Below are 24,951 nucleotides of genomic sequence, written 5' to 3'. Positions count from 1 at the left end.
TTGGCTTTACACCGAATCATGTACGATAAAATTACTGTTAGGGATATTAATTAGGCTTGCGACCCGATAACCCCAATTCCGTTTGAAAACCCTGCTGTCCTACCGGGACGCGGGGTTTTCGTTGTTTTGCCTATGAGTACTTGGCTAAAGTCGCCTTGACAAACTCGATTACTTCCTCCTGTTGAATAATAAATGCAGTGCCTTTTCTTCTAAGAGCCAGAATTTTCATACTTCCAACTTCAGAATAAAGGTGTGAATTGTGATCAATAGCCGCCTTGGTGGGAGGCCATAAGACCAAAACTTTTGCTGAGGGCGTTTTTGTAGCTTCACGGGAAGACATTGCAAACAAGTCTCTGTTCTTGCTTAACCACTTCTCGTAATCTGCTAACTCAAGCAGTGGGCAAGGGTTCCACACTTTTAGTCCATGTTTGTCTTTCCTCTTGATCTGCAAAACCTCTCTGGCTTCGTTGTAGACAATCTCCTTATCTCCTATTGAGCGAATGGAGATAAACAGGTGAATTTTTCGCTCAAATCTCACAAACAAGTCGATAGGGTTCTTATCTTCTATCTTCAGCACTGGAAAGACTTGTATTCCCTCACTTTTAAACTCATCCAAAAGTAGGGCTGTTAATTTTTCCAACCGCGCAAGTTTTTGAGTTACCACCAACGGCTTGTAAGCCAATCCAAAAAGTAACCAGCCAAATGGATGAACTATGCCTCCTGTAGCCAGCGCAGCACCACCAGCCGCTAGAGCTTGAGTGGAAGCATAGTCTTTCGCCTCCCTAATCATCTCTAATGCCGCTTCGTTGTGCGGCGGGAGTTGAAAATCGCTTGGTGGGTCTTTCAGGGTCAACATTATACGCGATCGCCTTTTGTTTGCTCTGAGTCGATAATTTTATTTGTTCTCTTTTTTTTGTTCTTTATATTGAGCTATCCAATCCGCAAGTGCGATGCTAGCAAGATTGGAAACTGATCGTTGTTGCTCATCGGCAATTGCTTGTAGGTCGTCTAATAATTCCTGTGATGCCATATAAATTGTTAATCGTGGTTTTTTTGTAGCCATTACGCATAGAAAGTATGCTTTATGGAGATATTAAATACCACTTCTAAGCTATTTGCAATTATTGTAAGAGAAGTGTTGACACTTTGCTTAACTTCACTTACTATATTAGTGTCAAGGTTATCGATACGTCAATAACTTAAGGCAGACGCAAGTAATACCCAAGCGCAAAACGCGCTTGGCGATTTCCTTTCGAGGGTTGTAAGGCTTGCAAGCGCTGTTTTGAGAGTATTCAACTATTCACAGCAATATCTGCATTGCGTCCGTTCATTTTCAACGGTCGCGGTAATTGTGCGTGTCTGCATTAGGACAGAGGATTCATGCATATCAATTTACGCAACTTAGAAGCAATCAACGAACTACCTCTTGAGAGAACAATGCTTAATCAAAATCAATTACGAAGGTTAGAAGCAATAGATCGCTGGCTTAGAGAAATTAGAGATTCAGAAGAATTCAGACAACTAGAATACTCCCCAGATGTGATGCTAGGAGATGCAATTCAAGCAGTAGGCGAACTACTTGATTTTCACGTTCCTTATGATTCCAAGCCCTTGAATTTTACTAATGAAGAGTGGCATTCATATCTAGAACAAAAGCCAGTAATGCACATTCGCCGTGTGAAAACTTGGCGTGAAAAGATTAACTCATTCATACTTAATGGAGCGTCATCAGTAGCAATTGTGAGCTTGGTAACTACTAGTTTTATGGTAGTTGGTTCTATCTTTTGTCACGGCTTTGACCGGATTGAGGAAAGTAGAGGTGAGCAATATCAACCTACATGGATTTACAACGCCAAAATTTTTGAAGGAAGTGCTATTGCCTCTATAGCGGTCTTCTTGGGTGCAAGCTTAACGGGCGCGTGTGTCGCTCTCGACAAGAAAGATGCATAACTTAATTCCTGTCTACGAACCTTCTACCCTGTCACAGCGCAAAGTGTATCAAATAAAGGGTACGCTGTATCGCTTTACGGGTAAATGCCCTTGGGCAAGGATTGACCATCCACAGTGGATATTCGAGCCACTAGACGGACAGAGAAAGACAGCCACTCTCAAGCTAAATCAGAACAAGGTCAGACATGGGATTTATGAAGTCCCTGGTATGGTGGCCAACCGTCAATCTGAAGTAATAGGACAGGGGATACAGCAAAGCTTGTTCTAACGTGTTTGATTTGCGACCGCGTTGAATGCCCTCGTTGAGCGGCGTGATCGCAAAACTAGGCTCAAAAGGGCGTATACGCGGGGGTAAACGAGAAAGTGTCAGTATGTCATCAAAGCTGACAAACCTTGTTATTACGTGGTTATAGCCGATAAAACCAAGGCTAAAACATTTGTCTAAAGTCCAAGATCCAAGGTTATTGATAGTGCCTAGCTAATTTGGCGTATCAGGATAACTGTTTCTAGCTAATTTAGCCTATCAAATAACTGGAATTTACGGATAGTCGGTCAATTTTATACACACTCAAGTAATAAAACAGAGTTAATGTGGCAACAAAAAAATATGTAGCTAAGTATCGCTTGCTCAAAGAAACTTACGAGGGCATCACGGGAAAAGGCATTTCAGATATCACTTGGTATCGCACAGTCGCATCCTTGAAGCAATATTTCTCGCTCTCCATTGAATCTGAAAAAGCCATAAGCATTGTTGAAACCTATGCAGGCATGAAGCGTAAGTGTCCAGCCTTTTCTTTTAGAACCTCTGATTTTAACTCTCGATGGCAAGCCTTTAAACACTTCTATGATGCCCAAGAAGTTCAATACACAGGTCAACAATTCCTAGTAGCGCTGGCAGACTATCTAAAAATCAACCTTGACGACGTACCCCGCAGCACTCGTTATTACTGGTTTAGCCAGGCAACTCTAAGTTATAACGCCCTTCATACTTACCACAGCAAAGATTTAGCCCTTGTTGCGTTTGTTGCTGCTAAATGGGCAATCAACAGACGAACGCAGCCCATGAAATCCGCAACCATCGAAGTTTTAACACTAGCCCTTTAAGGAGCAATCATCATGTCTGACAAATTTACTAACAATGTCCGCGCTCGTTTGTACAAACAGGGTTATCAAGGATTTACTAAAGATGATTACACAACAGCAGCGCTTGCTGTCGAGTGCGATGACCTTGACAATCCCACCAAAGATCAATTGAGCCAAGCCGTTGATTATCTCAAAGTCAAATCGACAAGCCAATTATCTGTAGTTGATGAACTCGTTGAAGAAACCTTTCTAGTAGGCCCAGAAGATGCACAGCCTGACCCTGAGACTGATAACAGTCAGCTTACAATCGCCTCACCAGAGATTAACAGCATCACTGTAACTAGCGATGACAAACGTCAGATTGTAACAGCCCAATCATCGGCGCTGGGGTTTGAATTAACCGAACAAGAAACATTAAGTATCGCTCTTAACGTTGACGACACCTTTACCGACTACAGCCAATTCATCAGTACTGTAACGGCTGCAATCAAGAACTACGTTGATCAGAAATTTGATGTCATTGAGCAATCATTTGAAACTAACGCTCAAGACTTGCGAGAACACGTAAGCAACAGGGCTTCTAGATTAAACCAAAAGGTTAACAACTTCTCAGGAGACATGAAAGCGGATATGGGAGTCATCCGCCAAAACATTAAAAGCACCCAATTCTCAATCCTTGCAAGGCTCAAAGCGGCTCAATAGCAATGACTTGACGCTGCTTGAGTGCTTGGGTATTCGGTGGGTGAGAATGAGCTACTTCTCAAGAATTGCTGTTAGTTTAACTGCACTCGCTGCTGTGATTTTACCCTTGTATAGCTGCTTATATCTGCCAATGCTAGAGCAATCAAGCTATCAGCAATATCTCAAACGAAAGTCAGCTATTGAGCAATATGTAAGACGAATGGAGTATCACTGCAATCAAATATTTACCCCAGAGAAGGAATATCGCTGTGAAAAGTTCAATTCAGCTAAAGAATCTGGTAACTTCCAAATCACGCCACCTAGAGCGCCAATTAAAAACTAAATTTAACGCATCTACCAACTTAGTAGTCAGAGCGCTAACAGGTGATAAATCAGCCCTGAAGCTGATAGGACAAATGGGTAATGACGGGGCAAAGATTAGCGAATTCGCCCCACAGGTTAGAGAGCAGATGCTAGCTGCTATCAAGGGGACTGAGGACTTAAACATAGTCCTTAGCGACATCTACAAACAAGCTGGTGTTAGTGGTGAGAAGATTGAAAGATCAGTGCAATCAGCAATTTTAGCTGACACTCATTTAGCAAATATCCTAGAAGAAATGAAGCTTGATTTCGCTTCATCCCAGGATAAAGAAGCGTTGCGTCATCAACAAGCTTTCATCCACATCAAGCTGAAATCATGGGTAGATAAGCACATGATGCAAGTTGATGGTGAATATAAAATGTTGCAGACCGAATTACAGACCGATATTAGACAACAAACAATTGACCTGCAACATGATAGAGAACTGGGCAAGTATTACTTAGAAATGGGTGATAACGCTCGTGATGACTTTAAACCTAAAAAGCAATATGCAGAGCGCTCAATTGTACAAAAAATCAAGGATGCTCTGCTAGGTTTCTGACAGTTCAATCCCGACAGTTACCACCTGAATAAACTGTCGGGCAAATAAATATCATGACAGTTATATGACATACGACCTTGAAGAGGATCAAGAGGAAGTAGCAAGCGAAATCGCCCCAGATACGCCGTTACCAAGAGACTTAATAGGACATTTGGAGTCACGCAAGCAGCACCGCAAAGATGTTATCCATACAACTGAAAAATTGACGAGATTCTTTGTTGGTTGGTCGCTAAATTCTACGGGATTCTTTATAGCTAAATATCTCTTAATAACTGGCGGTGGCGTTAATCTCTGGCTGGCAATTTCGCTCTCATTTTCTATATGCAGCGTTGGCTCTCTCGCTGGGCTAACGGGCTTGAGAGTTAATTACAACAGTGACGGACTAGAGGTAGATAATATGCAAAATGTTTTAAAAACAGCAGGTGGTTTGGTGTTTGCAGGTATCACAACTTGGTTAGCAGTCAAAGACCATCAATATTTTGAGAATTTGACTAAAGAAACAGTGTCCCAGATTAGCCAAGACATCCAAACCATTGAAAAACAGAATCCGCAATCAGACCCTTGGTTAAGTATTGCAGTCGCGTTGGCTTTATTCATTGGCTCTATTGCAATTATTTTTAAGGGGCGGGAATGAAACAGGGTGTTTTCGAGTTAGCGCTGGCTGGTGTGTGTGGTGTAGCCGCAGTCATCGGGCTAGCAACATCGCAAACACGCCAGCCTTACGACCTAACACAAATTCAGTTCTGCCCAAGGTCAATTAACGACGTAGAGGGTCAAATAGCGCTGGATAAGCGTTTTTGTAACCAGCCGCGTTTTGTCCTGACTGAAGAATGGCAACGCTACGGGCTGTATGGCAGTATCATTCCTTATAAGGGTGATGCAATTCAATGGGTGCGTGACTTGCCCACAGATAACCCTAATCAGTTGTTAGGATATGGGGTTGCAGTTACTGGGCTATGGGGTATTGTGGGTTGCTTAGTCGTGCGTGGGCAACGCCTCAAGCGCACGGATTATGAATTGGGCGAACTTGAAAAGACTGGCGATTATGCAACTTGGCAGCACAATAAGCATAAACGTGAAGTTAAGCAGCATTCGACCCAGCTTTATACTGAACGCCTGAAAGATGGGCTGTCAGGACTGGACACAGAAGAACGCAAAGCGCTGGGATTGACTGATGAGGAAAACGAACGCGCTAAGGCTCGAATTCAGCTTGAGGATTTCATGAAAGCCCGTGCTGTTAATCATTCTGTGATGGATAAAACCATTGCGGAGAATCTGCGGGATAAAGCCAAAGCTGACCAGGAACGCGGCAAGATTGAGGGCAAAACCAAGGGCGCGATCGCAAATGACAATCATCCTTTGACTGACCAGCGCCTCATCAGTGATTTAATCGAAGCACTCAAGAATCATGAGGATGGTTGGCTGTGGAAGGTTATCGACAATCAAAAACCCGTTTGGGTGTTAGGAGAAGCTGGAAGCGGTAAATCAACTCTAGCAGCGTCGATTGTCATGCTCAGAGAATATCTGTTTGATATGCCCTTGTATCAGCTTCTAGATGCACACGCCGGAGAGAACCTTAGAAACGCATGGAAATATCTAAGCCCTCAGTTGATAGCTAAAACAGAAGAAGAGATAGGACAAGCTTTTGATGATGCTCGTGAGCGATGGCTAGACAGGATTAATAATCAATCTGATAAGCGACCGCAACAATTACTAGTTGATGAATTCACTAACTATTCTGAGTCAGACATCACAAAGGAGCCTGCCAAAAAGTTTGTTAAAGCATCTCTTAGTGACCCTAGAAAAGCTGAAGAAAGATTAGTTTGTATTGCCCACTTCTTCACTAATACCGCTACTGGTGGCAGTGATGGAACTGCTAAAGGTAGAAGTAGAGGCACTATTCAAATTGACCGTAAAACAGCAGATGGCAAGACACCTTTAAAAGTGGCAATAATTAACGGTTTAAATAATTCAGAGGGAGACGCAGAAATAGATAAAAAGGTGACAATTCCTAGTTGGTTGACTCCTGAAAGCATTCACAAGCATTTGAACGGACAGCCAGTCGATTTTGATGATTAATCGTTAGATAACCAATTCCTTAACGAGCGCTGGATGGGACAAATCAGCCAAAAGGGATAATAATGTGCTTGGTTAAAAGAGAATTGGAATAATTAAAATGAGCCATAGACAAAAGCACTTTGTGACAAAGGAAGAACTAATGGTAGAGCGTACACCTCAAGAACTTGTAGAGTGGTTTGAGCGCAAAATTCAAGAAATAACTCAACAAGAGGGTGGTAAGAGCGCTATACGAATGAGAGAAGGTTATTGTAAGCAGTTAATGGAAGAGATTTATCCACTCAGTATCTTTGCGTTCTGGCAATTTGGTGACAAAAGTGATGTCACGCTCCAGCCTGTAATTGGAAGTCAAAACTATGATGTGTTAATAATTGACCGTGCATCTGTTCCTCCTTACGAAAGTAAGCTTGAAATTACGCTGGCTTTGGGTGATGAATATCTGAAGCGTTTAATGCTTCAGGAAAAAGGCTGGTCGCCTATATCTGGATACATTGAGAAAACGGGTACGAAAAATAAAGACAGACATCTAACACCTCACTTAGGTGTTAGAGGTTTGGAAGATTACCTAGATAAGCAGATAAATCTGATTGGTCAAGCCTTGGCAGTAAAGCTTCAAAAGGAATACGAGACAAACACATCGCTTCTGATAATGTTTGAGGATGCGATTGCATTTGATGAAACAGATATAAAGGAGACACTTTACTGCTTTATTAAAAATAAGTTAGAGACGGAGCAAACACAATTTTTGCATTTGTACTTGGTAAGTTCGCCTAAGCGTATCTTTATCAAATGGACACCGAATAATACATCTCACTCTCATTAAAGAAATATTTAGCAAGCGCCCCCACTATCAGTCAAACTATATCAAAAACTTAATCAGGTTTTTGATTTTTTAGATTTTGGGTGTACTCGAAAATCTAAAAAACTATGCGTTCTCTTAAAGAATTTTGAGCTTTTTGTAAGTTAGACCAGGATCAAGAACTGGGAGTAGAGCGGGTGGCGACAGCGGAGTGTGGGGGGCGGGCTGCTGAGTCGGGGACTACTCTACGAGAAATTTCTTGCCCGTCCCCCACACCACCCGCTCTAAACGAAGTGTCTCCCAGTTCGCCGACGCATTACGAGGTTACGTGATGGGAGATCGCCTGATGCTCGTTTTACTGTCTTACACAGTCTTATGCTGTTCCCCAATTGTGGAATGAAATATAGCGATTAGGTCAAAAGTAAGAAACGCCTATGGTGTCAAAGTTAGAAATGCTTGTAGTCAAGCATTTTGAGCGCAAAAGCTGACTACTCCTGTTGCCTGGTCGCGGTTTGAAGAAATTCTTGAGTAATAAGTTAGTTAAAATTTTTTAATAACTAAAAATATCCCTGTCTTCATCTCAGTCATCATTACTGTTTGATGTAATTATGCTGAATTAAATCACCAGAGGAGCTATACAAACAGACCAACTCAAGTATGTACCTCGATAAGTTTAATTAGGCCTACCTGTTGATCAAACATTAGAGCAAACTGAGTTATGAAACGAAACATTATTTTTAGTACAGATGCAGAAAAAGTAGAGAAAAACAAAGAACATCATGATGAGCCAGTATCTGGGCTAGGAACACCTCTGCAAACAGACCGTTGGATTTATCGAATCGTAGTGAGTGCATTAGCATTAACTTTAATCTCCTCTATTGGTGGTGCAGTATGGTTGCAAGCCAATGACAAGGATATTCCTGAAATCCTTATTGGTTTGGGAACAGGAGCGTTAGGCGGTCTGGCAGGATTGTTAGCGCCTACTCCATCTAAAGAATAGTTGAGGTACGAGATAACGCTTTAGTGCAGAAAAATGCAATCATAATTCAATCATAGATTTAATGTTCACTCCGCTTCGCCAATCAGTATAAACGGTGCCCAATCTTTGGGATTAGGATGTTCTTTCATCATAGTTAGCATTGCTTGGCGTAAAGCTTGGGCTTTATCCTGATTATGTTTTAACTGGCGATAAAACTCAATCATCAGCTCGGCTGTGGGAGCATCTGGAACCGACCATAAAGACACAATTACACTTGGTACACCAGCAGCAAACAAAGAGCGAGATAGTCCAATCACACCATCACCAGTAATTTGACCTCGACCTGTGTCGCAGGCGCTGAGGACAACTAATTCGGCATTCAACTTTAATTTAAGGATTTCTTCAGCCGTGAGTAGACCGTTGTCATTACCAGAAGGAGCAAGAGCAATTGCACCTGGTATACCTGAAGCAACATTATAATCCTGTAACCCGTGGGTGGCTAGATGAATAATTCGTGCTGTGGGCATTTTCTGAATGATAGCCGCTTTGGTTGCTGCATTACCAATAAAAGTAAAGGCTTTAGCATTCAACAAATGAGCAATTGCAATAGCTTCCTGTTCTGAGCCAGGCAATGGCGATAACTGTATTGGTTTTTCCCCTATTTGAAATGAAAGCTTGGGCATGGTTGGATTACCTACAATCAGCACATCCTTGTATACTGCTCCAGAAACTCGTTTTCGCAACTGATGAGTTAAATTTAGTGCTTGAATGGAGGGGACTGTCAAAATGGTATGTTTTTCAATGAGATATTTATTATTGGCATCTTGTAGAACTGCAAAGGGAACTAAAAACAAGGTGTCTTGAGGAATGAAGATGACACGGGCATTTGGATCAGTGGGTAGAAGATTCGCAATAGGTTTGATTAGCAGTTCATACAGTTTCTTTTGGGTCTGTTTTGTAGTTATTATATGACTAGGTAATACTTCTATTTCTATGCTGGCGCGGGAACGTCCCCGTACACCAATAGATTCACGGCTATTTATCACATGGTCTTTGAGAGAGGTATTTTGTAGCTGCCACAGAGGAGAGAGGTCAACCCGACGGAAAGATACCTCACCAGTTGGCTTGATTACCCAGATAAATAGTTCTGATTCGCGGATTTGTTGTTTGCCTTTTATGTTGAAATCATCATTAATGATAGAATATTCAACGAGAGTTGCATTTTGCTCTTTAGCAATTTGCTTAATTTGGTTAATTTTGGGTGATTTAGAAGTAGCAAATTGCTTTGCTGATTGAGAAGTAAGGTGTTTTGTCAATAACTCCGCAAATATCTGTGCCCTACCCCGCTCAGCAACTTCTAAAGCAGCATCGGTTTGATTGCTGGCTAATAAAGTCTTTTGCAGAAAGCGATAAGTCCGGTCTTGCTCTTGAAAAATGGACACCTTATATGAATCATTGCTGCCTAATTTAGCTCGCAGTGATTCCCAAATCTGAATACTATCAAACAATGTATTTTTTGCTTCTATTAGCTTGCCATTGCGAAGAAGAACACGTCCTAAATCATTTAGAGCTTGTCCCTCTCCTTGGGGGTCTTTAATCTCTCTTGCAATGACTAAATGTCGCTTATAGTAATCAATAGCTTTGCTATAGTCTCTCATAGCAAAGTAAATGTTACCAACATCACCCAGCGCTTGTCCTTCCCTATAAGAGTCTTTAGTGTCCCGTGCCAGGGCCAGACTTTGCTGCTGATATTCCATAGCTTTGGCATAATTTCCTAAAGCTCTGTAAACATTACCCAGATTTCCTAGCGCTTGACCCTCTCCTTGGGGATCTTTAACCTGTTGTGCGAAGATCAAACTTTGGTGTTGGAAGTCCACAGATTTGGGATATTCTCCCAAAAAGTAATAAATAACTCCTATATTCCCTAACAACCGTCCCTGAAATAAGCTGTCTTTAGTTTCCTTTGCGATACTTAGGCTTTGCTGCCAGTATTCTATAGCTTTGGGATAATTTCCTATAACGCGGTAAGCATTGCCCAGATTGCTTAATGCAATCATCTGTCCGGAGAGGTCTTGGATTTGCTTCGCTAGAGCTAGATGCTGTTGATAAAACTCAATCCCCTTAACATAGTATCCTTGGGATAAGTAAACATTGCCCAGATTGGCTAGAGCATTCCCCTCTCCTCGGTGGTCTCTGATTTCTCGCGCAGTTATCAGACTTTGTTGTAAGTACTTAATGGCTTTGCCATAATCTCCTACTAGCGTATAGTAATCGATTCCTGACCTAGCAATTCCCAGCCTTCCTAGAGTAGCCCCAAGAGCTGCCTCTGCTTGGTTAAGTTTATTTTGGGCCTGTTGAGCTTGAAATTCTGCTTGTTGACGCACTTGTTCGGCTTTAGCCGCTTCTTGCTGTGCTTGAGATGCTTGTTCCTTTGCAGATTTTACTTTTTGAATTGCTACTTGAAGCTTCTGTTCAGAATTTTTTAGTTCTACTGTTTTCTGCTGCGCTTGTTGAGTGACATTATATAGTTGTCTTGTTTTTTGCTGTGCCTCTTGATTGAGCGTCTCTAGTTCCGCCTTCGCAACTACTAATCCTTGCTCTGCCTTTTGAGTTTCCTGTTGAGCTACTTTCAATTGTTCATTGGCAGTTTTTGATTTCTCCTGAGCAGACTTAAGCTTTTGCTCAGCAGACTGAACTTTTTGAAGATTGGCTTGAATTATTTTCTCAGATTTTTGATTAACCCTTGCTATTTCTGTATTGGCAGAAGCTACTTTATTGTCTGCCTCTTTGACTTTCTGCTGTGCCAGAATTACTGTAGTTGTTGCGAAGAGCGAGGTCAAAAACAAAATGGCAGATCCAATGCGAACTATTTGCTGGGCTTTCTGTTTAGCTTCAGCTAATATCTGATTAGCTTGCTTTTCTGCCTGTAAAGCCTTTTGGATGTCTTGTTGTTCCAATTCTCGGCTAGCATCTAAGAAACGATAATCTTGCTCACTCAAGCTTTTATCTGTTGCCCATGCCTGAGCATCTCGTAATGCCTGTCCACGCAATAGCCATGATTGCTCTTGACAATTAGAGGCTAACCAGAGTGTGATTGCATCAGCATATAGTCGTAAATTTGCTAAAGCCTTTGTAACCCAATCAAGGTTAAAGACAGAACCATAAATACGATTGTAAATCTTCAACTTTCCTTGCTGCTGGACTACCAATCCTGTTAACCGCAATTCCATTTGTTCTGAAGTGTCATCGGCTGCTATTTCCCCTTGCAGTAAAATTTGCTGATACAATCCCAGCAACCTACCAGCACGCTGCTCATTCCGCAAAATGCGGTCTCTAATCGTCCGCAGATGTTCTGGCTCATCATTGCTTTCCCAACTGTCAATAATTTGCTGTTGCACAACTCTTTTTACCCACTTACCCTCTAAATATTTTGGATTTTCATCAAAATTTTTTGAGTCAAAAAGGAGGAGTTGGCATAGTTTTTGGGTAAGAAAAGGTTGCCCACCAGTCCAACTTAATACCTCTTTTAATACAGCTTGTGAATGATTTACTTTAAACGCCAAACCTTGCATTAAAGGAGTTGCTTCTGGTAACTGAAAACCAGCCAGTTCAATCGCTCGGCCGATATTAAATGGTGTGCGGTTTTTGTCTTGAATCAAATCTGAAGGAGCCGCCACCCCTAATAGTACAAAAGTCAAACGTTTGTATTCTCTTTTTTCTGTACGTTTGTTGTAGCAAGCACGAATAGCAGCGAAAAAATCATCTTTAAATTTTAAGCTAAGTAGACTATCAATTTCATCAATAAAAATTACTATTTTGTTAGTGATTCTTTGTAGAAGTACTTCTTCTAAAAATTCTGCCCAGCATTGTACTGGAGAAAGTAACTCACGCTCTTTCCACCAAGAGCGTAAGTTAAACTCTTGTGATAACTCAAAACTATTAACAATACTTCTAATTAAGCCGCCATACCACTGCTGTGGAGTAACAGCCTGAGTGCCAATAACTGTAATATCAATCGCTGCACAAGCAATTCCCTCTTGTTGCAGCCTTTGCATAGTTTGCACCCGCAAACTGGACTTTCCCATCTGACGGGAGTTCAATACATAACAAAACTCCCCTACCTTCAAAGCATCATAAAGCTCGTTGTCTGCCTTTCGTTTGACATAGGTAGGGTTATCTAAGGATAAGCTGCCTCCAACTTGATAAATTAAACTGGGTTCACTGCTCATCAGCTCACTCCGAAAATATCGCAGAAATACTGATGATATAAATTGCAACTAATTTTTACTTCATTACCCATTAGATGCACTAACCCCATGCTGTGCAACTTATATCCCTGCATTGGTTCAAGACGCACTTTGTCTGTTTCTGTTACCACTTTTTTCAGTGCTTCTGCCAATTCTGAATCTTGCTGAATAATGTTCCAATATCGGCGTACATGATTGCCATAAATTCCCGATTCTGTAGCCGCAGTTTGCAGAATTTGCTTTAAGGTAGTACTGGTATTAACCTTGAGATAAGAAAATGCCTGCCCTACCAAATAGGGATGTCCTCCCACTAAATTCATCAACTCTTGTATCTGCTCATAATCCCAAGAAAGTCCATATTGTTTGGCTAAATTCTTGACCTGTTCTGGCGTAAATTTTGGTAACTCTATTGGCACGCCAACATTAAAAGGTGACTCATTCACCTTCAGCGGTACATAAACTTCTGTAGAGTGGACAACTACTAGCCGCAGTTTTTTCCAAATGTTACGAGTTTTCGCTTGTTCATGCCAAGCTCGTAGCAGTCCCAAAAATTCAGCACCTACTTCACGATAGGGGAAAATCCGCTCAACTTCATCCAAACACAAAACCAAAGGACTGTCAGCTTCTGCCAATAAATACTCTTCAAAATAGGCTGTGCAGTTCATCTTACTAGTAGAAAATTGTTCATCCCAGTAATCTGCCAGTCTGTTCGGCATTCCTAAAATTTGACCAACACTAACACATAACCATTTCAAAAATTTATCCAGGTTAGTAAAATGAGTTATTTCTGCATAATGCAGGTTCAAGGATACTGTACGATAACCTTCACGGGCTAGCTGATGGAGAATCTTAGCTATTAAAGAGGTTTTACCCATTAAACTCGGAGCTTTAATCCTTAGCAGCCCGCCGGATTGGCATAGTATTTGATAACAAATAGATTCAATGGGAGGACGTTCTACATAAATAAAGTCCTCTACCTCTGGCTCTTCTGGAAATACCTCAACACTTACCTCTTGAACTTGCTCATGTTCTGTTACCATCGCATTTTTACTACCGTTATGGTCAGAGGCTGCGATTGCTTTCCAATCCAAATCTAACTTGTCACAAATTTCTTGAAAATTTAGACAGTCTACAGGTTTACCGTTCAGAAAGTTACTTACGGTGGCAAGAGAAAGACCTAATTCTTCAGCCAAATCTTTTTGGCGTGGATAACCCTGACGTTGTACGGCTGCTTTCATTTTGTAAATGAACTTCTTATCAACTTTTACTGAGCGTGACATAACTGGACTTTTCTCAGCAAGATGGTCAAATTATAGAACTAGTTCCGTCTACGAAACGGTAACTCAGTAATAAGTCAGTTTTAAGTCATGAATCACTGCAAAATGACCAATGTAGACAGCCGATTCCAAATCCTCATCTAGCACCTCTAAGTATTTTTGCTCCGCCGACAAGGTTCTGTTGCCAGAAATTTCCAGAATCGCCTTCAGTGGCATCCCTGACCTGTACATTTCCGTTAAGCAAGTGCGGCTGAAGCTGTAGCCCACAGTTGATATCACGCATTGATAGCAACGATTTATCAACCAGGGGTATAGAAGCGAGTATAGACAAGTCAGGCAAGCCACTCATCAATATATATAAGCCAGGATTATCAATTGCCCTGTGTAGAGAAATTTTCGGTGCTTGAAAGATAAGTTTGACTTAACTGAGGTAATTTTCGGTGCGGCTATTCACGAAAGCATCAGGGTTTGGGAGAATAGGAAGTGTTCGTAATTAACCGTATAATACGAACAGTTGCAAATAGCCAAAATGCTGGTACGTCGTAAGAATGAGGATTACAGGTCACGGGAATATCTTACAGTACGTGAGGTAAACAGCATACTGCGAGCGGCAAAAGTTTACGGACGGTACAAGGTGAGGAATTATGCGTTGATACTGTTAATATTTCGCCACGGGCTGCGGGTGTCGGAAGCTTGCGATTTGCGATGGGATGCGATTTCGTTTTTAGATGAGGAGATTTTTATCACGCGCAAAAAAGGCAGTGATAGCGGGGTGCATCCGTTGCCTGTGGATGAAATCGAGGCATTGAAAGAATTAAAGGAATTAAATATTGGTGGTAATTACGTTTTTATTGGGGAAAGGGGAGAGAGGTTAACGTCGGCGGCAGTACAAAGATTGTTGACCAGGTTGGGGGAAGTAGCTCTGTTAAACATCAAAATCCATCCGCACCAGTTACGCCATGCTTGCGGTTACTACCTTGTGAATGAGGGTCATAGTACGAGGTTTATTCAGGAATTTTTGGGGCACAGGGACATCCGCCACACGGAAAAATATACCAAAGTAAATTCCAAACGCTTTTCTGGCATCAAGTGGAACACGATTGATGAGTAATGAAATTAACTGATAATCGCGTCGAATACCTGTGTGCGGCTGGGCATTGAAGGCGTGGTCTGAGCCATTTTAATTGGGGTAGTGTGAAGGCAGCTGCGGTGCGGGAAGCATTAGATGCTTTCTGCCGTGCTGAGTAGGGCTATCCGGTGAAGCGCTAGTCTGATTAATTTTCTCAATCTTTACAGAGGCTTTGGGTTATCTCCAAAGCCGCTTTGTATTTTGATTGCAGGCTTGTGTCCTGCCAGGGTAGCTTGATTTTGGATCACAAAATATGCTAGGCTGGGTGAACTAGTGCAAAATGCCTCCAATGAAAAAACCGTTTTAACCGTTCCCCTTGCAGACAGAAAACGATTGAGAAACACGGGAGAAATTTGGCAGGCTTATATTTAAGTCTCTCTATAGGTTTAGCGGATAAGGGAGCGTAACTCTTATCAGTTAAGCAATACAGGAGGCATTAGGTTTTAAGTGTTGAACACGTATAAATGATTGCCTATTCACGCAGCGTCGGTTACTACAGTTCATGTACAATACAGTAACTGCTTGATACGTTCTTCTACGAGTGACCGATTCCCTTTTTCCTGAACTGAGCAACTATGATGCTTTTCTAAGCATCCTTAAACAGCGCATTCGTACCGCGCAGGTGCGGGCGGCACTTGCTGTTAACCAGGAATTAGTGCTGCTTTATTGGCAGATCGGCAGGGAGATTCTACAACGCCAGCAGGATGAAGGGTGGGGAACTAAAGTAATTGAGCGCATAGCTAAGGATTTAAAACGGGAGTTCCCGGAGATAAAGGGGTTCTCCCGTACAAACCTGCTTTATATGCGGGCTTTCGCGTCAGCCTATCCTGACGAGCAATTTGTCCAGCAGGCTGCTGGACAAATTCCCTGGTTTCATAACTGCGTTTTGCTGGATCGCGTAAAAGCACCGGAGCAGAGGGTTTGGTACATCCAGCAAACTATCCAAAACGGCTGGAGCCGCGCCATCCTGGAGATGCAGATTGAGAGCCGTCTGTATTCACGCCAGGGGAGTGCAGTCACCAACTTTAGCCAGACCTTGCCTAAACCCCAATCCGATTTGGCGCAGCAACTTATTAAAGACCCGTATCATTTTGACTTCCTGACATTAAGCAAAGAAGCGCAGGAAAGGGATTTGGAGCGGGCGCTTGTGGATCGCATTCGTGACTTTCTCCTGGAACTGGGAGCAGGTTTCTCGTTCGTGGGAAGCCAGTATCCTATTGAGGTCAGCGGACAGGAATACCGACTTGACCTCCTGTTTTATCACCTCAAGCTTCGCTGCTTTGTCATCATCGACCTTAAAATGGTGGAATTTCAGCCGGAATTTTCTGGAAAAATGAACTTCTATGTGTCCGCAGTGAACGCTATTCTGCGGCATCCTGATGATCAGCCCACCATCGGCATCATTCTTTGCAAGTCTAAAAACAAGACTATTGCCGAACTTGCACTCCAAGGAATGACACAGCCTATCGGCGTTTCTACACATAAGATAGGAAAAGACGTTCCCGAACAGCTAAAAGGTATTATGCCTATGGTGGAACAACTGGAGATGGAGCTAGATACGGCTGCTGCTGAACTTGAAAAGCAGAAGCAGGGGAGACTAGAGACTTAATCACGAAAAATACGTGGTATTCTCTTTTGAATTGTGCTTTTATTTGTCAGTAAATACCGAGCATATACTCTGCACCAATCAACTGAGGGTAAACAGCCGCTCACGGGTGCTGTCGAAAAGCGAGTGGCTAAGATGCTTGTTACATACGTGCAAACTGTTCAAAAATAGCAACTATATCTGCAAAAGGATATGGAGAATGGTTATCTGCTTCTCGTAAATAAAGTGTTTTGAGGCGACCTGTATCAATCTTTGTCTCAGATGCAAATCTATTAAACAACTGTTTGCCAGGTATAGTACTTTTCCAATCGTCAGTGTCATTTTCTAGACTCTGTTGCAGATTTTCGACAGTTCTCATCACTGAAGCTTTTATATCATCATCATTTATAATTTCAACAATCCTTTTTCTTTCTGCTTGAGTGCGCTCTTGAATCAATACTGCAAGCTCACTAGAAGACTTGTCATGACAACCTTTAGGCATAATATCCAAATTACCGACTAGACTTCGATATTTTGCTGATTCAATAAGCGCAGCAGTATAAGGAATCATTTTTTTTGCAATTTCTCTTAACCTTAGCCGAATTTTGTCAGGATTACAAAGCCATGAATCTTCTCGCTCCATCATAGAGAAAACTCCAGCTAACACCTTTTCATCTAAAAAATAATTCTCTAAGTGATAACATTTCAAAATCTTGAATCGCCCCTTTCCAGCATCTTCGAGAGAGCTTGTAGATACTGATAATGGTACAGCATCACGATCACACAACATAAAGAACTCTACACCCCAGATAGTACGCTCCAAAATAGAAGTTATTATTGATGAGAATGAAGTGATAACCTCTTTACCACCACTAGGAACTAAAACAAGATTAGGAAACTTATTTTTCAGAATTGCACCATACACCTGCTTATCAAGACTAGAATCACTGCCCTCAACCAGCACAAGCTTTTTACCCAAAGCAACAATTCCGATTGATTGACCGATTTTTTGAAGTGCTTCGTGTGTTTCGTCATCTTCTCTAACGAGAATTGCTTGGTTTGATGTTGTTCCTATTGGAGGGGCTATAAATATTACAGAATTTTCCAAAGATGCAGTGATAATATCAGGAGAGTGTGTGCAATAAATAAATTGATTATTATTACCTATCGTTTGTATAGTTTGTAGCAACTTATAGCTAAGTTCCGGGTGTAAATGTAGTTCTGGCTCATCGAAAATAATGATCGAATGGGAAGGATTACGAAGTAAAAAATCAAATATAATGTTTACAACTTCTCGTTCACCTGAGCTAAGGCTACTGAGGGGAAACTGCTGACCCTCATAAGAATAGAAAAGTTCTTGTTGCCTTGCTTCAGGTTCAAGAAGCTCTTTTGGAGCAAGCAACTGACTGAATGCATTTTTGAAAGGCAGGAGAGGATCTGGAAAATCCAGACTCATTGTTCGTTCTCCTTGCTTGATCAGAATCTCTGCCTTTCTAGCTATTTCATTACGCCTACTTTGCACTTTGCGGAATAATGAATGTAGTGTATCTTGAAATCTATTCTTCAATTCATAAAAACTGTAATTCCAGCCTATTAACTCCTCCCAAGGATCTATAATATCCCAAGTAAAGCTATATGGCTGAATCTGTTGAATTGTTCGATTACTCTCAAATTGAATAACACTGCTTACCCATCTAGTTCGGCTGCGATTTTGTTGTAAGGTTATTGCCAGTTTTTGACTATCCTCTGCAATAGATGTGTCAAGAAAATCCTTACCCCACTGTTCAGATTCAGACTTTGCAGTTGCCTCAATAATCAAACGAATATTAAGGTAACTACCATTTGATTGAAATGCTTGTAGTAACCCTTGAATTAGACGTGTTTTACCAACACCATTAGGGCCTGCTATCACTACAACATTAGATAGTTTATCAACAAAAAATTGCTTTACAGGTGGAATATCTTTTGCATAAATTAGATTTAGCTTCATTCTCTACTCTCTGCCATTCTCTGAAACTAATATTGGCTTATCTCTAAATAAATTTCAAACATCGCCTTGAGCTATAACCTAAGCAGCAATGGCTATCGCTTCCAACAAAACCTTTGAGGGAATTTCAAACTCTGTAAGTTTTCAGCTCAAATCAACACATCTTTAACAGTTGCAGGTAAAGTCATTTCTGACGACTTAATCCCTATTTGTTTTGCTCTCTCCAGATTCACTCGGATAATCGGCATTGCAGAGCGGGTCATGAATATACCTTAATCAACTGGATGAGTGCAGTTTTGATCAGAAGCACAAATCAACGTAACCGTGTTTTTGCGGTATTTATCAATTGGACATACGAGATAATCAGTGCAATTACGGTCATGTATCTCAAGCAAAGATTATTCCACTTTATAAGGTGCAAGCACAGTTCTCAGGTGTGGCCAAGTGCAATCACGTCAAATATAGCCACTGTTTCAAATACCGTAATATACTCTACGCTACTGGCGAGGTTTACCCTGTCGTAATTTGGCGAGAATCAAAACAGCTTGTCAACGTACTCTTGTAGGTCACTGCGTTTAACTCGCCAGCCCTTGCCAATTACTTTGGCTTTTAACTCGCCTTTAGTAATTGCGTCTCGCAGGAATTCTCTGGACAGCCCAGTTAGCGCTTGTGCCTCTGCAATAGTCAGTAGCAGCTTATCGGCAATCGGCACTACTAGCTGATTGTCGCCTCTACCCAACAACGCTTCAATGATTGAGGATAACTTATCAATTACCCCAACCTCGCCAAATTCCGTAATCTCGCCAGATTGATGCACTAATTTACCTGTCTGTTGCTCTTGCTCTGTCGCTATTTGGCGAGATTCAAAGGCAGGTTTTACGGTCGGTTGGTTCAGTTCTTCCTTAAATGCTTCTAGCTCGGTTTGGTCAAAGTTGGCAGTGGGGCGAGTTTTCCCTTTCTCGTACTTAACACTGATACGCCCTTGCTGCACATAACGCTCAAGGGCGCGGACACTCACGCCAAGAAAGTCTGCTGCATCCTGTTTATTCATGGAATTACCGCCAAAACTCGCCGTCATCCTAGCATATACTGTGGCGACATTTGACGATGTTAGTCAGGGTGGGTGAGAGCGATCGCCTACGGCGGGCGGTTACGCCATCGCGCTCTGTTCGGCGTGTGCCTCTATGCTGCTTGCCGAATCAACGAGGCTTGCACGTTGGCGGTGAAAGATGTGTTTGGCAGCAATGGTGTCAGAGGTGTGTTAGTACTACGCAGTGTCAACACCAAAGGCAAGCGAGACACCAGGGAAATCCAAGTGCATCCCAAGCTCAAGCAGTATTTAGAAGAGTACAATCCCAATCGCCGCAAAGAGTTCTTGTTTCCCGGTCGGCATGGACTCTTACATATCCATAAGGTCAGTGCTGACAAAATCCTCAGAGATACCTGTGTGCGGCTGGGGATTGAGGGCGTTAGTACCCACAGCTTTCGGAGAACTGCGTTAACCAGGATGAGCGATGCCGGGATACCGTTGCGCCACATTCAGGAGATATCGGGACATCGGACTTTGGCAGCTTTGGAGCGATATCTGGGTGTAACTGAGAAGCAGAAGCAGAACGCTATCTCTGCTTTGGATTTTTGAATAATGTATGGAAAAAAATCAACGCAAAATCAAGCTTGGGCAGGGGCTTATATTAAATATCGATAGCACTACTTTCACTGCTAAATATTTATTTGACATAGGGATGGCGGTAGAGGGGATTTATGCTACCTAATCTCTCATAAACAATTTCTTAACTCGATTCCATACTTTCTGAACAATTACTTGAGCTGATATCCATAGCTTCTTTAATTGCTCCATAGATAATGTCATCTAAAGCCTTGAAACGCAATTCATCCTCATTGGCTAAGTCAGCCCGCATAAGGTTGCTAAGTTCGAGTTGTAGCCCCTTCCCTGTACAGTTTCTATTGACGATGTTGAACTTGTTAATACCGCTTAAAGGTGGCTTTGGCTCAATGCAGAAGCCGTCATCATCGTCTTTTGGTTCAGCAGCATTAATTGGTTGCAGTTCATAACCACCTGCGTCAGTAAAGATTGAACTGTTGACTTTGACATAGTTAATGAAAGCTTCAACTTGGCTTTCGTTTTTACCGCCAACGCAAATGACTCCTTTAGGGTACTTTCTCCGTTTTGGATTATAGCCGTGAATAGCGACGGACTGGGGATGAGAGCTAACTAAGTCAAGAGCTTTTTGATGATTGAAGCGAGTTGAGGTAATATGTAACCGCTTAAAATTTCTTTCTTCAGGTGAACCTTCACGGCCTTTCAAACATTGTTCGCGTCCATGTCCTGAAAAAATATAATAATTCCATTTGTAACGATCTGCTAATTCCCGACTAATGAAGCTAGTGTCGGGTTCAATCAGTCCGCCATGTATGGCTAAAACCGTGACATCACTATTTCTATTTTTAGAAGAAATATCATAATCTTTGTCATCTCCCTCACAACATCTAAATTCAGAATTAGAGCCAGAACATGAATTAGCTAATATAGGCTTTCCTCCCTTACATTGTTCTGAGTTAGCTCCTTTTTCAAAACATCCAAAATCATCAGCCTGTACTGGACTAGATAGAGCAAGGGAAGTAAAAATAATAAGAATCGTCCCTAGCAGAATACATAAAAGTCGTTTGAAGTATTGATTTTCCATCCTTAAATTCCTTGAAAGTTGTCATGCGGGCAATATAAATTATTGATGCTCTCAAAGGAACTAATTTTTAAGAAACTTTAATTCTTGGGGTATGAGTATCATCAGAACAGAAAACCGGGTTAAGCTTAAAAGCCTTATTAGGTAAGGATTCTCCCGACAACGAAGATCATTGACTTTTAGCGATCATCGAGTCACTACTTAACGAGAAAATAAGGGTTTCCGCTTCTAAAAATGCTTGTCTTACTCATGAAATGCTTGTCTTACTCATGTAATATCTCTTAACCCCGTTTTCTGCGCGAATGCTACTCATACCCCAACCATACCTGTTGCTTCTATTGGAGAGATCCAGAAAATAAAATCGCCACCTTGTGCTGATCAGTACGGGTGGCCGGAATTGAACCGACTCAACGCCTCTAATCTGGAGGACAGAGTTTATAAGACTCCGCTGACTACCAAGTCTCACCCGCGTAGAATTGTTACTACGGGAGAAGGTAGTTTTACCAGCTTTGCTTTAGTAAAATACTAAAATCCTTAGCCTACACTTACTCCCGTCTATTCTGGGGAGCTACATATTCGCAAGTGTAGAAGATAGCAGTTCATAAATAAATGCTTCTATACTGTGCGACTATCTTATCTTGCTTTGATAGCTATCGTCAACTAACCGATCTTGAGAACTATTCAATAAATTTCTGGCCACAGCGACCTGGGGACGTTGCAGCGTTATCTGGAGGTCACACCGGAGCAGAAGAGGAAAGCTGTTTCGGTGATTGGGTTCTAGATTATGCACCACAACTTGCATACTGGTTTACATTTCGTAATGTGTAAAGGGAGTTAGCACACATTCGTTTAGGAGAACTGCCCTCACACAGAATTTCTGGAATTTACTTATCTCAAAATGAATATTCATAGTAAGAGGATGTTTTCAAAGTCAGGATAAATTGTAAAAAATTTTACAGTATTTATACTGAAATTTGTAGACATCAGCACCTGATGAGCGTTTGACTTTTGGAGAAAAAAGGTTTTGTCCAAGAGTCAAACGCCCTTGTTGTCGAACGCACTTTTGGTTGGCTTAATTGGTGTAGGAGATTAAGTTAGGAGATTAAGTAAGGACTATGCAACAAGAAAAAATATTATCCACTAAGGTGTTTTACGATATCGCTGTGCGACAACTTGAAAGAGAACTAAGCCTAATCAATAACCGAATCTCCTGGATGCTTACATTTCAAGGCTTTCTTTTTGCCACAATTGCTCTAGTTGCCAATAAGAATACGGAGCAGGCGATACGTATAGTGTTTAGAAATGTGATACCGACTATCGGAATTGTTGTAGCGTTTTTAGCTTTGATTGGAGTTCATGCTGCTCATCTATCGATTAAAAGTATCAAAACAAGATGGAAACAGAATTTGGACTATTTGGAGTATTCGCAAGCTTTTGGCACTTCTACATCAAGTATTTTGGGAAGAATTCCAAGCTATGGGATTCCTATCTCGATTATTATCGCTTGGTTCCTTTTCTTCATCGGATTAATCAACGCAGGCTAACCTTTCGCTGCACCGGAACGCTTCAACAGGGCGTAGATATAGCGTGATTCCAAAGCGCCAAAGAAAGCGGAGTTTTCCGCTAGGGAATTATCTAATTTTCTACAGTCATTCGTGTTCTACATGGGGTAAGAGACATCCAAAGCTTTTTGAAGATGATGATGAGTAAGGAGCAACCTGAGCTTACTCAACAGTCAGCGTCTCCAGTTGTGCAAGTAGTTTTTCAAGAAGCTTGCGCTTCTTGGGGTCTGACCAAATACGCGACTTTCTTAGTTTGGTAGTCGCAGCAGTAAAGCGCTCTTTGTAATTGTTCGACTCGGTGTTTGGGGTAGAGGCTGCGGCTTTCTTTTCACTAATACGCTGTCTGATTTCGCTTAAAGACCAGTTTTGAGCAATAGCTTGTTCTAAAAAGTCAACGCGCTTATTCAACTTGGGAATTTGGGCGATGGCTTTGGCTTTGGTATACTCAATTGAACCATCCAAGAGTGCATCAAGGATATCTTCTGGCAAATTAGACAATGTAGGCTAGAACGTATGAAAATAAACCGGTTCGGCAGGGCAGAAATCCTCACACCCGACCAAATTAATGTCCTATTTACCGAGGGCTTTGTCAACCCACGCATTAGATGAAGGTGTTCCAGTGCATTTGGTACAGGCTACTTTGGGGCATACAAGTTTGGATACCACGAGTAAATATCTGCACGTTAGCCCTGATAGGAGTTCTGGGGAGGTTTTAGTTAAGCGATGGTCTGAGCCGTTTTGAATTTTCAATTTTGAATTGGGTCATCTGGTGGTGGATGCCGCCCAATTTCTCTATCAGCAGCGCGAATATTAATTATTCTGGCTCGGTTGAATGCTAATGCTACGACTGTGGCGCGTCCTGTTGGTGTCAAGCCGATAATCAAGAGTGTATCTGTTGACCAAATAAAGTGTTCTGGCCAACTATCAGTGCGAGGATTGAATAAAGGTACTTCAGATAACGACTTTTCATCAAAGGATTTAAGTTTATCTGATTTTTGGCGATTGCAATGAAAACAAGCCAAAGCTAAATTATCAATTGAATTAGCACCACCTTTGGTAAGAGGAATTACATGGTCTACAGTGAAGGAAACATATTGCCATTGTTCCGATGCGTGACAATATTCGCACAGAAACTTGGCTCGTTGTCGTACTTGATTTTGAGTAGCTTCACTAATGTAACGATTCGCAGACAAATCTCTAATTCCCTATGATTCACTTTGGTTTTGAGTTAGCGATGAATTTCTGAGTATCCGATTCACCAAACTCAGATAATCGTCTAATTCTTCATATTCATCTAATTCTTTTTCTTCCTCTAAAGTAAGTGCAGATTCTTTTTGTTTAATTAATAATGCTTCAATTCGCCCCTGTACTAAGCTGGAAGCTCGAAATATCGGCACTCCTTCTACTAGCTCGATGCGGACAGCACCATCTAATGGCAAACTGCTGGGCAAGTGTGACAATTTCATAGGTAAATTGGTTGTCATGGCATCTATCTCAAAATATACAGTCTTCATTTTAGTAGAGTAAATCTCACCAATTACTTTCTCCAAACTGTCGGTGAGATAATTTTGGCTGATTGATCATCTAAATAGAAATTGTAAACAGGTTCTCCTGATAATTCACAGCGTAGCGGCTCAATAATTTTAGTGAACGGATTCCAAACTGCTGTTACAGTCCGTTTTACTTTCTTTCGTTGCAACTCACACTGAATATGTACCGTAGGGAGATGGATAATCATTGCACTGTGCAACCAAGCTTCTACACTCATTGCATAACGCTCTTGGATATCTAATAATTTTCTCTCTAACTCTCTATTAGTGGCTTCAATTCGTGCTAATTCCAAATCTAGTTCATCACCAATCAATTTTTTTAACTCAATCTTGTTGCGAATCGAGTCGCTAATCGTGTTGTAATAATCCTTGAGCCTTTCTTCATCCCTAGCTCTAGCTCTTATTAATTTAGCCTGCCAAT

At 41.6% G+C, this 24,951-nt stretch carries 27 protein-coding genes and 1 pseudogene; 16 read left to right on the top strand and 12 right to left on the bottom strand.

What is annotated here, in order from left to right:
• Window positions 1-130: 130 nt before the first annotated feature.
• Window positions 131-856 carry a hypothetical protein gene (locus LC653_RS31735; protein ID WP_229498592.1) on the bottom strand — a complete coding sequence of 242 codons (726 nt, stop codon included), beginning with the start codon at window positions 854-856 and terminating at the stop codon, window positions 131-133.
• A gap of 39 nt (window positions 857-895) precedes the next feature.
• Window positions 896-1,063, bottom strand: coding sequence for a ribbon-helix-helix domain-containing protein (locus tag LC653_RS31730; RefSeq protein ID WP_158680648.1), 168 nt, complete (start codon window positions 1,061-1,063; stop codon window positions 896-898).
• Between the two features lie 317 nt (window positions 1,064-1,380).
• On the opposite strand from LC653_RS31730, the gene LC653_RS31725 reads away from it, so the two are divergent.
• From LC653_RS31725 to LC653_RS31680, 10 genes are all read left to right on the top strand, one after another.
• Window positions 1,381-1,950 (top strand): hypothetical protein, encoded by a 570-nt coding sequence (locus LC653_RS31725; protein ID WP_229498591.1) that lies wholly within the window; start codon window positions 1,381-1,383, stop codon window positions 1,948-1,950.
• Window positions 1,943-2,218 carry a hypothetical protein gene (locus LC653_RS31720; RefSeq protein ID WP_229498590.1) on the top strand — a complete coding sequence of 92 codons (276 nt, stop codon included), beginning with the start codon at window positions 1,943-1,945 and terminating at the stop codon, window positions 2,216-2,218. Before LC653_RS31725 ends, LC653_RS31720 begins: the two co-directional genes overlap by 8 nt.
• 323 nt (window positions 2,219-2,541) lie before the next feature.
• Complete coding sequence (locus LC653_RS31715; protein ID WP_229498589.1) at window positions 2,542-3,054, top strand: hypothetical protein; 513 nt, start codon at window positions 2,542-2,544, stop codon at window positions 3,052-3,054.
• Between the two features lie 12 nt (window positions 3,055-3,066).
• The gene (locus LC653_RS31710; RefSeq protein ID WP_229498588.1) at window positions 3,067-3,735 is read left to right on the top strand and encodes a hypothetical protein; all 669 of its coding nucleotides are present in this window, start codon (window positions 3,067-3,069) and stop codon (window positions 3,733-3,735) included.
• A gap of 46 nt (window positions 3,736-3,781) precedes the next feature.
• Window positions 3,782-4,057: a hypothetical protein gene (locus tag LC653_RS31705; RefSeq protein WP_229498587.1), complete on the top strand. Its 276-nt coding sequence runs from the start codon at window positions 3,782-3,784 to the stop codon at window positions 4,055-4,057.
• Entirely contained in the window at window positions 3,984-4,637 is a 654-nt protein-coding gene (locus LC653_RS31700) for a hypothetical protein (RefSeq protein WP_229498586.1), read from the top strand. The genes LC653_RS31705 and LC653_RS31700 overlap by 74 nt, the downstream gene beginning before the upstream one ends.
• A gap of 64 nt (window positions 4,638-4,701) precedes the next feature.
• Complete coding sequence (locus LC653_RS31695) at window positions 4,702-5,271, top strand: hypothetical protein (RefSeq protein ID WP_229498585.1); 570 nt, start codon at window positions 4,702-4,704, stop codon at window positions 5,269-5,271.
• Window positions 5,268-6,716, top strand: coding sequence for a hypothetical protein (locus LC653_RS31690; protein ID WP_229498584.1), 1,449 nt, complete (start codon window positions 5,268-5,270; stop codon window positions 6,714-6,716). Before LC653_RS31695 ends, LC653_RS31690 begins: the two co-directional genes overlap by 4 nt.
• A gap of 97 nt (window positions 6,717-6,813) precedes the next feature.
• Entirely contained in the window at window positions 6,814-7,536 is a 723-nt protein-coding gene (locus LC653_RS31685; RefSeq protein ID WP_229498583.1) for a hypothetical protein, read from the top strand.
• A gap of 694 nt (window positions 7,537-8,230) precedes the next feature.
• Window positions 8,231-8,512, top strand: a complete 282-nt coding sequence (locus LC653_RS31680; protein ID WP_229498582.1) for a hypothetical protein — start codon at window positions 8,231-8,233, stop codon at window positions 8,510-8,512.
• 65 nt (window positions 8,513-8,577) lie between these two features.
• On the opposite strand, the gene LC653_RS31675 is transcribed toward LC653_RS31680, so the two are convergent.
• The 3 genes from LC653_RS31675 to LC653_RS31665 form a co-directional block, all read right to left on the bottom strand.
• Window positions 8,578-12,720 carry a CHAT domain-containing protein gene (locus LC653_RS31675; RefSeq protein ID WP_229498581.1) on the bottom strand — a complete coding sequence of 1,381 codons (4,143 nt, stop codon included), beginning with the start codon at window positions 12,718-12,720 and terminating at the stop codon, window positions 8,578-8,580.
• Window positions 12,720-14,018, bottom strand: a complete 1,299-nt coding sequence (locus LC653_RS31670) for an AAA-like domain-containing protein (RefSeq protein WP_229498580.1) — start codon at window positions 14,016-14,018, stop codon at window positions 12,720-12,722. The genes LC653_RS31675 and LC653_RS31670 overlap by 1 nt, the downstream gene beginning before the upstream one ends.
• A gap of 63 nt (window positions 14,019-14,081) precedes the next feature.
• The gene (locus LC653_RS31665; RefSeq protein WP_229498579.1) at window positions 14,082-14,294 is read right to left on the bottom strand and encodes a hypothetical protein; all 213 of its coding nucleotides are present in this window, start codon (window positions 14,292-14,294) and stop codon (window positions 14,082-14,084) included.
• A 250-nt stretch (window positions 14,295-14,544) separates the two neighbouring features.
• On the opposite strand from LC653_RS31665, the gene LC653_RS31660 reads away from it, so the two are divergent.
• Window positions 14,545-15,126, top strand: a complete 582-nt coding sequence (locus tag LC653_RS31660; RefSeq protein WP_190733844.1) for a tyrosine-type recombinase/integrase — start codon at window positions 14,545-14,547, stop codon at window positions 15,124-15,126.
• Between the two features lie 559 nt (window positions 15,127-15,685).
• Window positions 15,686-16,753 (top strand): PDDEXK nuclease domain-containing protein, encoded by a 1,068-nt coding sequence (locus LC653_RS31655; RefSeq protein WP_229498578.1) that lies wholly within the window; start codon window positions 15,686-15,688, stop codon window positions 16,751-16,753.
• 139 nt (window positions 16,754-16,892) lie between these two features.
• Here LC653_RS31655 and LC653_RS31650 read toward each other — a convergent pair whose 3' ends face one another.
• Together LC653_RS31650 and LC653_RS31645 are read right to left on the bottom strand one after the other, a co-directional pair.
• The gene (locus tag LC653_RS31650; protein ID WP_229498577.1) at window positions 16,893-18,719 is read right to left on the bottom strand and encodes an AAA family ATPase; all 1,827 of its coding nucleotides are present in this window, start codon (window positions 18,717-18,719) and stop codon (window positions 16,893-16,895) included.
• A 532-nt stretch (window positions 18,720-19,251) separates the two neighbouring features.
• Window positions 19,252-19,767, bottom strand: coding sequence for a helix-turn-helix domain-containing protein (locus tag LC653_RS31645; protein WP_229498576.1), 516 nt, complete (start codon window positions 19,765-19,767; stop codon window positions 19,252-19,254).
• Between the two features lie 72 nt (window positions 19,768-19,839).
• On the opposite strand from LC653_RS31645, the gene LC653_RS31640 reads away from it, so the two are divergent.
• Window positions 19,840-20,355: a tyrosine-type recombinase/integrase gene (locus tag LC653_RS31640; RefSeq protein ID WP_229498575.1), complete on the top strand. Its 516-nt coding sequence runs from the start codon at window positions 19,840-19,842 to the stop codon at window positions 20,353-20,355.
• Between the two features lie 7 nt (window positions 20,356-20,362).
• A complete protein-coding gene (locus LC653_RS46470) occupies window positions 20,363-20,488 on the top strand; it encodes a hypothetical protein (protein ID WP_267923250.1) in 126 nt (41 codons plus the stop codon).
• An 18-nt stretch (window positions 20,489-20,506) separates the two neighbouring features.
• On the opposite strand, the gene LC653_RS31635 is transcribed toward LC653_RS46470, so the two are convergent.
• Window positions 20,507-21,421 carry a poly-gamma-glutamate hydrolase family protein gene (locus LC653_RS31635; RefSeq protein ID WP_229498574.1) on the bottom strand — a complete coding sequence of 305 codons (915 nt, stop codon included), beginning with the start codon at window positions 21,419-21,421 and terminating at the stop codon, window positions 20,507-20,509.
• Between the two features lie 1,112 nt (window positions 21,422-22,533).
• On the opposite strand from LC653_RS31635, the gene LC653_RS31630 reads away from it, so the two are divergent.
• Entirely contained in the window at window positions 22,534-22,962 is a 429-nt protein-coding gene (locus LC653_RS31630) for a hypothetical protein (protein ID WP_229498573.1), read from the top strand.
• A gap of 180 nt (window positions 22,963-23,142) precedes the next feature.
• On the opposite strand, the gene LC653_RS31625 is transcribed toward LC653_RS31630, so the two are convergent.
• Complete coding sequence (locus LC653_RS31625; protein WP_229498572.1) at window positions 23,143-23,478, bottom strand: ParB-like helix-turn-helix domain-containing protein; 336 nt, start codon at window positions 23,476-23,478, stop codon at window positions 23,143-23,145.
• Window positions 23,479-23,545: 67 nt separating this feature from the next.
• Here LC653_RS31625 and LC653_RS31620 point away from each other — a divergent pair, with 67 nt between their 5' ends.
• Window positions 23,546-23,722 carry a tyrosine-type recombinase/integrase gene (locus tag LC653_RS31620; RefSeq protein ID WP_229498571.1) on the top strand — a complete coding sequence of 59 codons (177 nt, stop codon included), beginning with the start codon at window positions 23,546-23,548 and terminating at the stop codon, window positions 23,720-23,722.
• Window positions 23,723-23,726: 4 nt separating this feature from the next.
• Here the strand turns inward: LC653_RS31620 and LC653_RS31615 are convergent, their stop codons facing one another.
• The 3 genes and pseudogenes from LC653_RS31615 to LC653_RS31605 all read right to left on the bottom strand — a co-directional run.
• Window positions 23,727-24,173 (bottom strand): HNH endonuclease, encoded by a 447-nt coding sequence (locus tag LC653_RS31615; protein WP_229498570.1) that lies wholly within the window; start codon window positions 24,171-24,173, stop codon window positions 23,727-23,729.
• Window positions 24,174-24,185: 12 nt separating this feature from the next.
• Window positions 24,186-24,464: a hypothetical protein gene (locus LC653_RS31610; protein WP_229498569.1), complete on the bottom strand. Its 279-nt coding sequence runs from the start codon at window positions 24,462-24,464 to the stop codon at window positions 24,186-24,188.
• A gap of 53 nt (window positions 24,465-24,517) precedes the next feature.
• Window positions 24,518-24,951, bottom strand: a pseudogene (locus LC653_RS31605) (hypothetical protein); the annotation flags it as partial.

Origin of the sequence: Nostoc mirabile CHAB5784, assembly GCF_020829645.1 — a bacterium.
Taxonomy (GTDB): domain Bacteria; phylum Cyanobacteriota; class Cyanobacteriia; order Cyanobacteriales; family Nostocaceae; genus Nostoc; species Nostoc mirabile.
Note: the sequence above shows the minus strand (reverse complement) of the source record. Positions and strands in the feature narration are given on the sequence as shown.

What these genes read in the sequence shown, in the direction of transcription:
- LC653_RS31620 (WP_229498571.1), top strand. Translation starts at nt 23,546, where the DNA reads ATGTCCTATTTACCGAGGGCTTTGTCAACCCACGCATTAGATGAAGGT.
- LC653_RS31690 (WP_229498584.1), top strand. Translation starts at nt 5,268, where the DNA reads ATGAAACAGGGTGTTTTCGAGTTAGCGCTGGCTGGTGTGTGTGGTGTA.
- LC653_RS31730 (WP_158680648.1), bottom strand. Translation starts at nt 1,063, where the DNA reads ATGGCTACAAAAAAACCACGATTAACAATTTATATGGCATCACAGGAA.
- LC653_RS31675 (WP_229498581.1), bottom strand. Translation starts at nt 12,720, where the DNA reads ATGAGCAGTGAACCCAGTTTAATTTATCAAGTTGGAGGCAGCTTATCC.
- LC653_RS31720 (WP_229498590.1), top strand. Translation starts at nt 1,943, where the DNA reads ATGCATAACTTAATTCCTGTCTACGAACCTTCTACCCTGTCACAGCGC.
- LC653_RS31630 (WP_229498573.1), top strand. Translation starts at nt 22,534, where the DNA reads ATGCAACAAGAAAAAATATTATCCACTAAGGTGTTTTACGATATCGCT.
- LC653_RS31660 (WP_190733844.1), top strand. Translation starts at nt 14,545, where the DNA reads ATGCTGGTACGTCGTAAGAATGAGGATTACAGGTCACGGGAATATCTT.
- LC653_RS31710 (WP_229498588.1), top strand. Translation starts at nt 3,067, where the DNA reads ATGTCTGACAAATTTACTAACAATGTCCGCGCTCGTTTGTACAAACAG.
- LC653_RS31680 (WP_229498582.1), top strand. Translation starts at nt 8,231, where the DNA reads ATGAAACGAAACATTATTTTTAGTACAGATGCAGAAAAAGTAGAGAAA.
- LC653_RS46470 (WP_267923250.1), top strand. Translation starts at nt 20,363, where the DNA reads ATGGAAAAAAATCAACGCAAAATCAAGCTTGGGCAGGGGCTTATATTA.
- LC653_RS31705 (WP_229498587.1), top strand. Translation starts at nt 3,782, where the DNA reads ATGAGCTACTTCTCAAGAATTGCTGTTAGTTTAACTGCACTCGCTGCT.
- LC653_RS31645 (WP_229498576.1), bottom strand. Translation starts at nt 19,767, where the DNA reads ATGAATAAACAGGATGCAGCAGACTTTCTTGGCGTGAGTGTCCGCGCC.
- LC653_RS31635 (WP_229498574.1), bottom strand. Translation starts at nt 21,421, where the DNA reads ATGGAAAATCAATACTTCAAACGACTTTTATGTATTCTGCTAGGGACG.
- LC653_RS31650 (WP_229498577.1), bottom strand. Translation starts at nt 18,719, where the DNA reads ATGAAGCTAAATCTAATTTATGCAAAAGATATTCCACCTGTAAAGCAA.
- LC653_RS31695 (WP_229498585.1), top strand. Translation starts at nt 4,702, where the DNA reads ATGACATACGACCTTGAAGAGGATCAAGAGGAAGTAGCAAGCGAAATC.
- LC653_RS31735 (WP_229498592.1), bottom strand. Translation starts at nt 856, where the DNA reads ATGTTGACCCTGAAAGACCCACCAAGCGATTTTCAACTCCCGCCGCAC.
- LC653_RS31670 (WP_229498580.1), bottom strand. Translation starts at nt 14,018, where the DNA reads ATGTCACGCTCAGTAAAAGTTGATAAGAAGTTCATTTACAAAATGAAA.
- LC653_RS31685 (WP_229498583.1), top strand. Translation starts at nt 6,814, where the DNA reads ATGAGCCATAGACAAAAGCACTTTGTGACAAAGGAAGAACTAATGGTA.
- LC653_RS31610 (WP_229498569.1), bottom strand. Translation starts at nt 24,464, where the DNA reads ATGACAACCAATTTACCTATGAAATTGTCACACTTGCCCAGCAGTTTG.
- LC653_RS31725 (WP_229498591.1), top strand. Translation starts at nt 1,381, where the DNA reads ATGCATATCAATTTACGCAACTTAGAAGCAATCAACGAACTACCTCTT.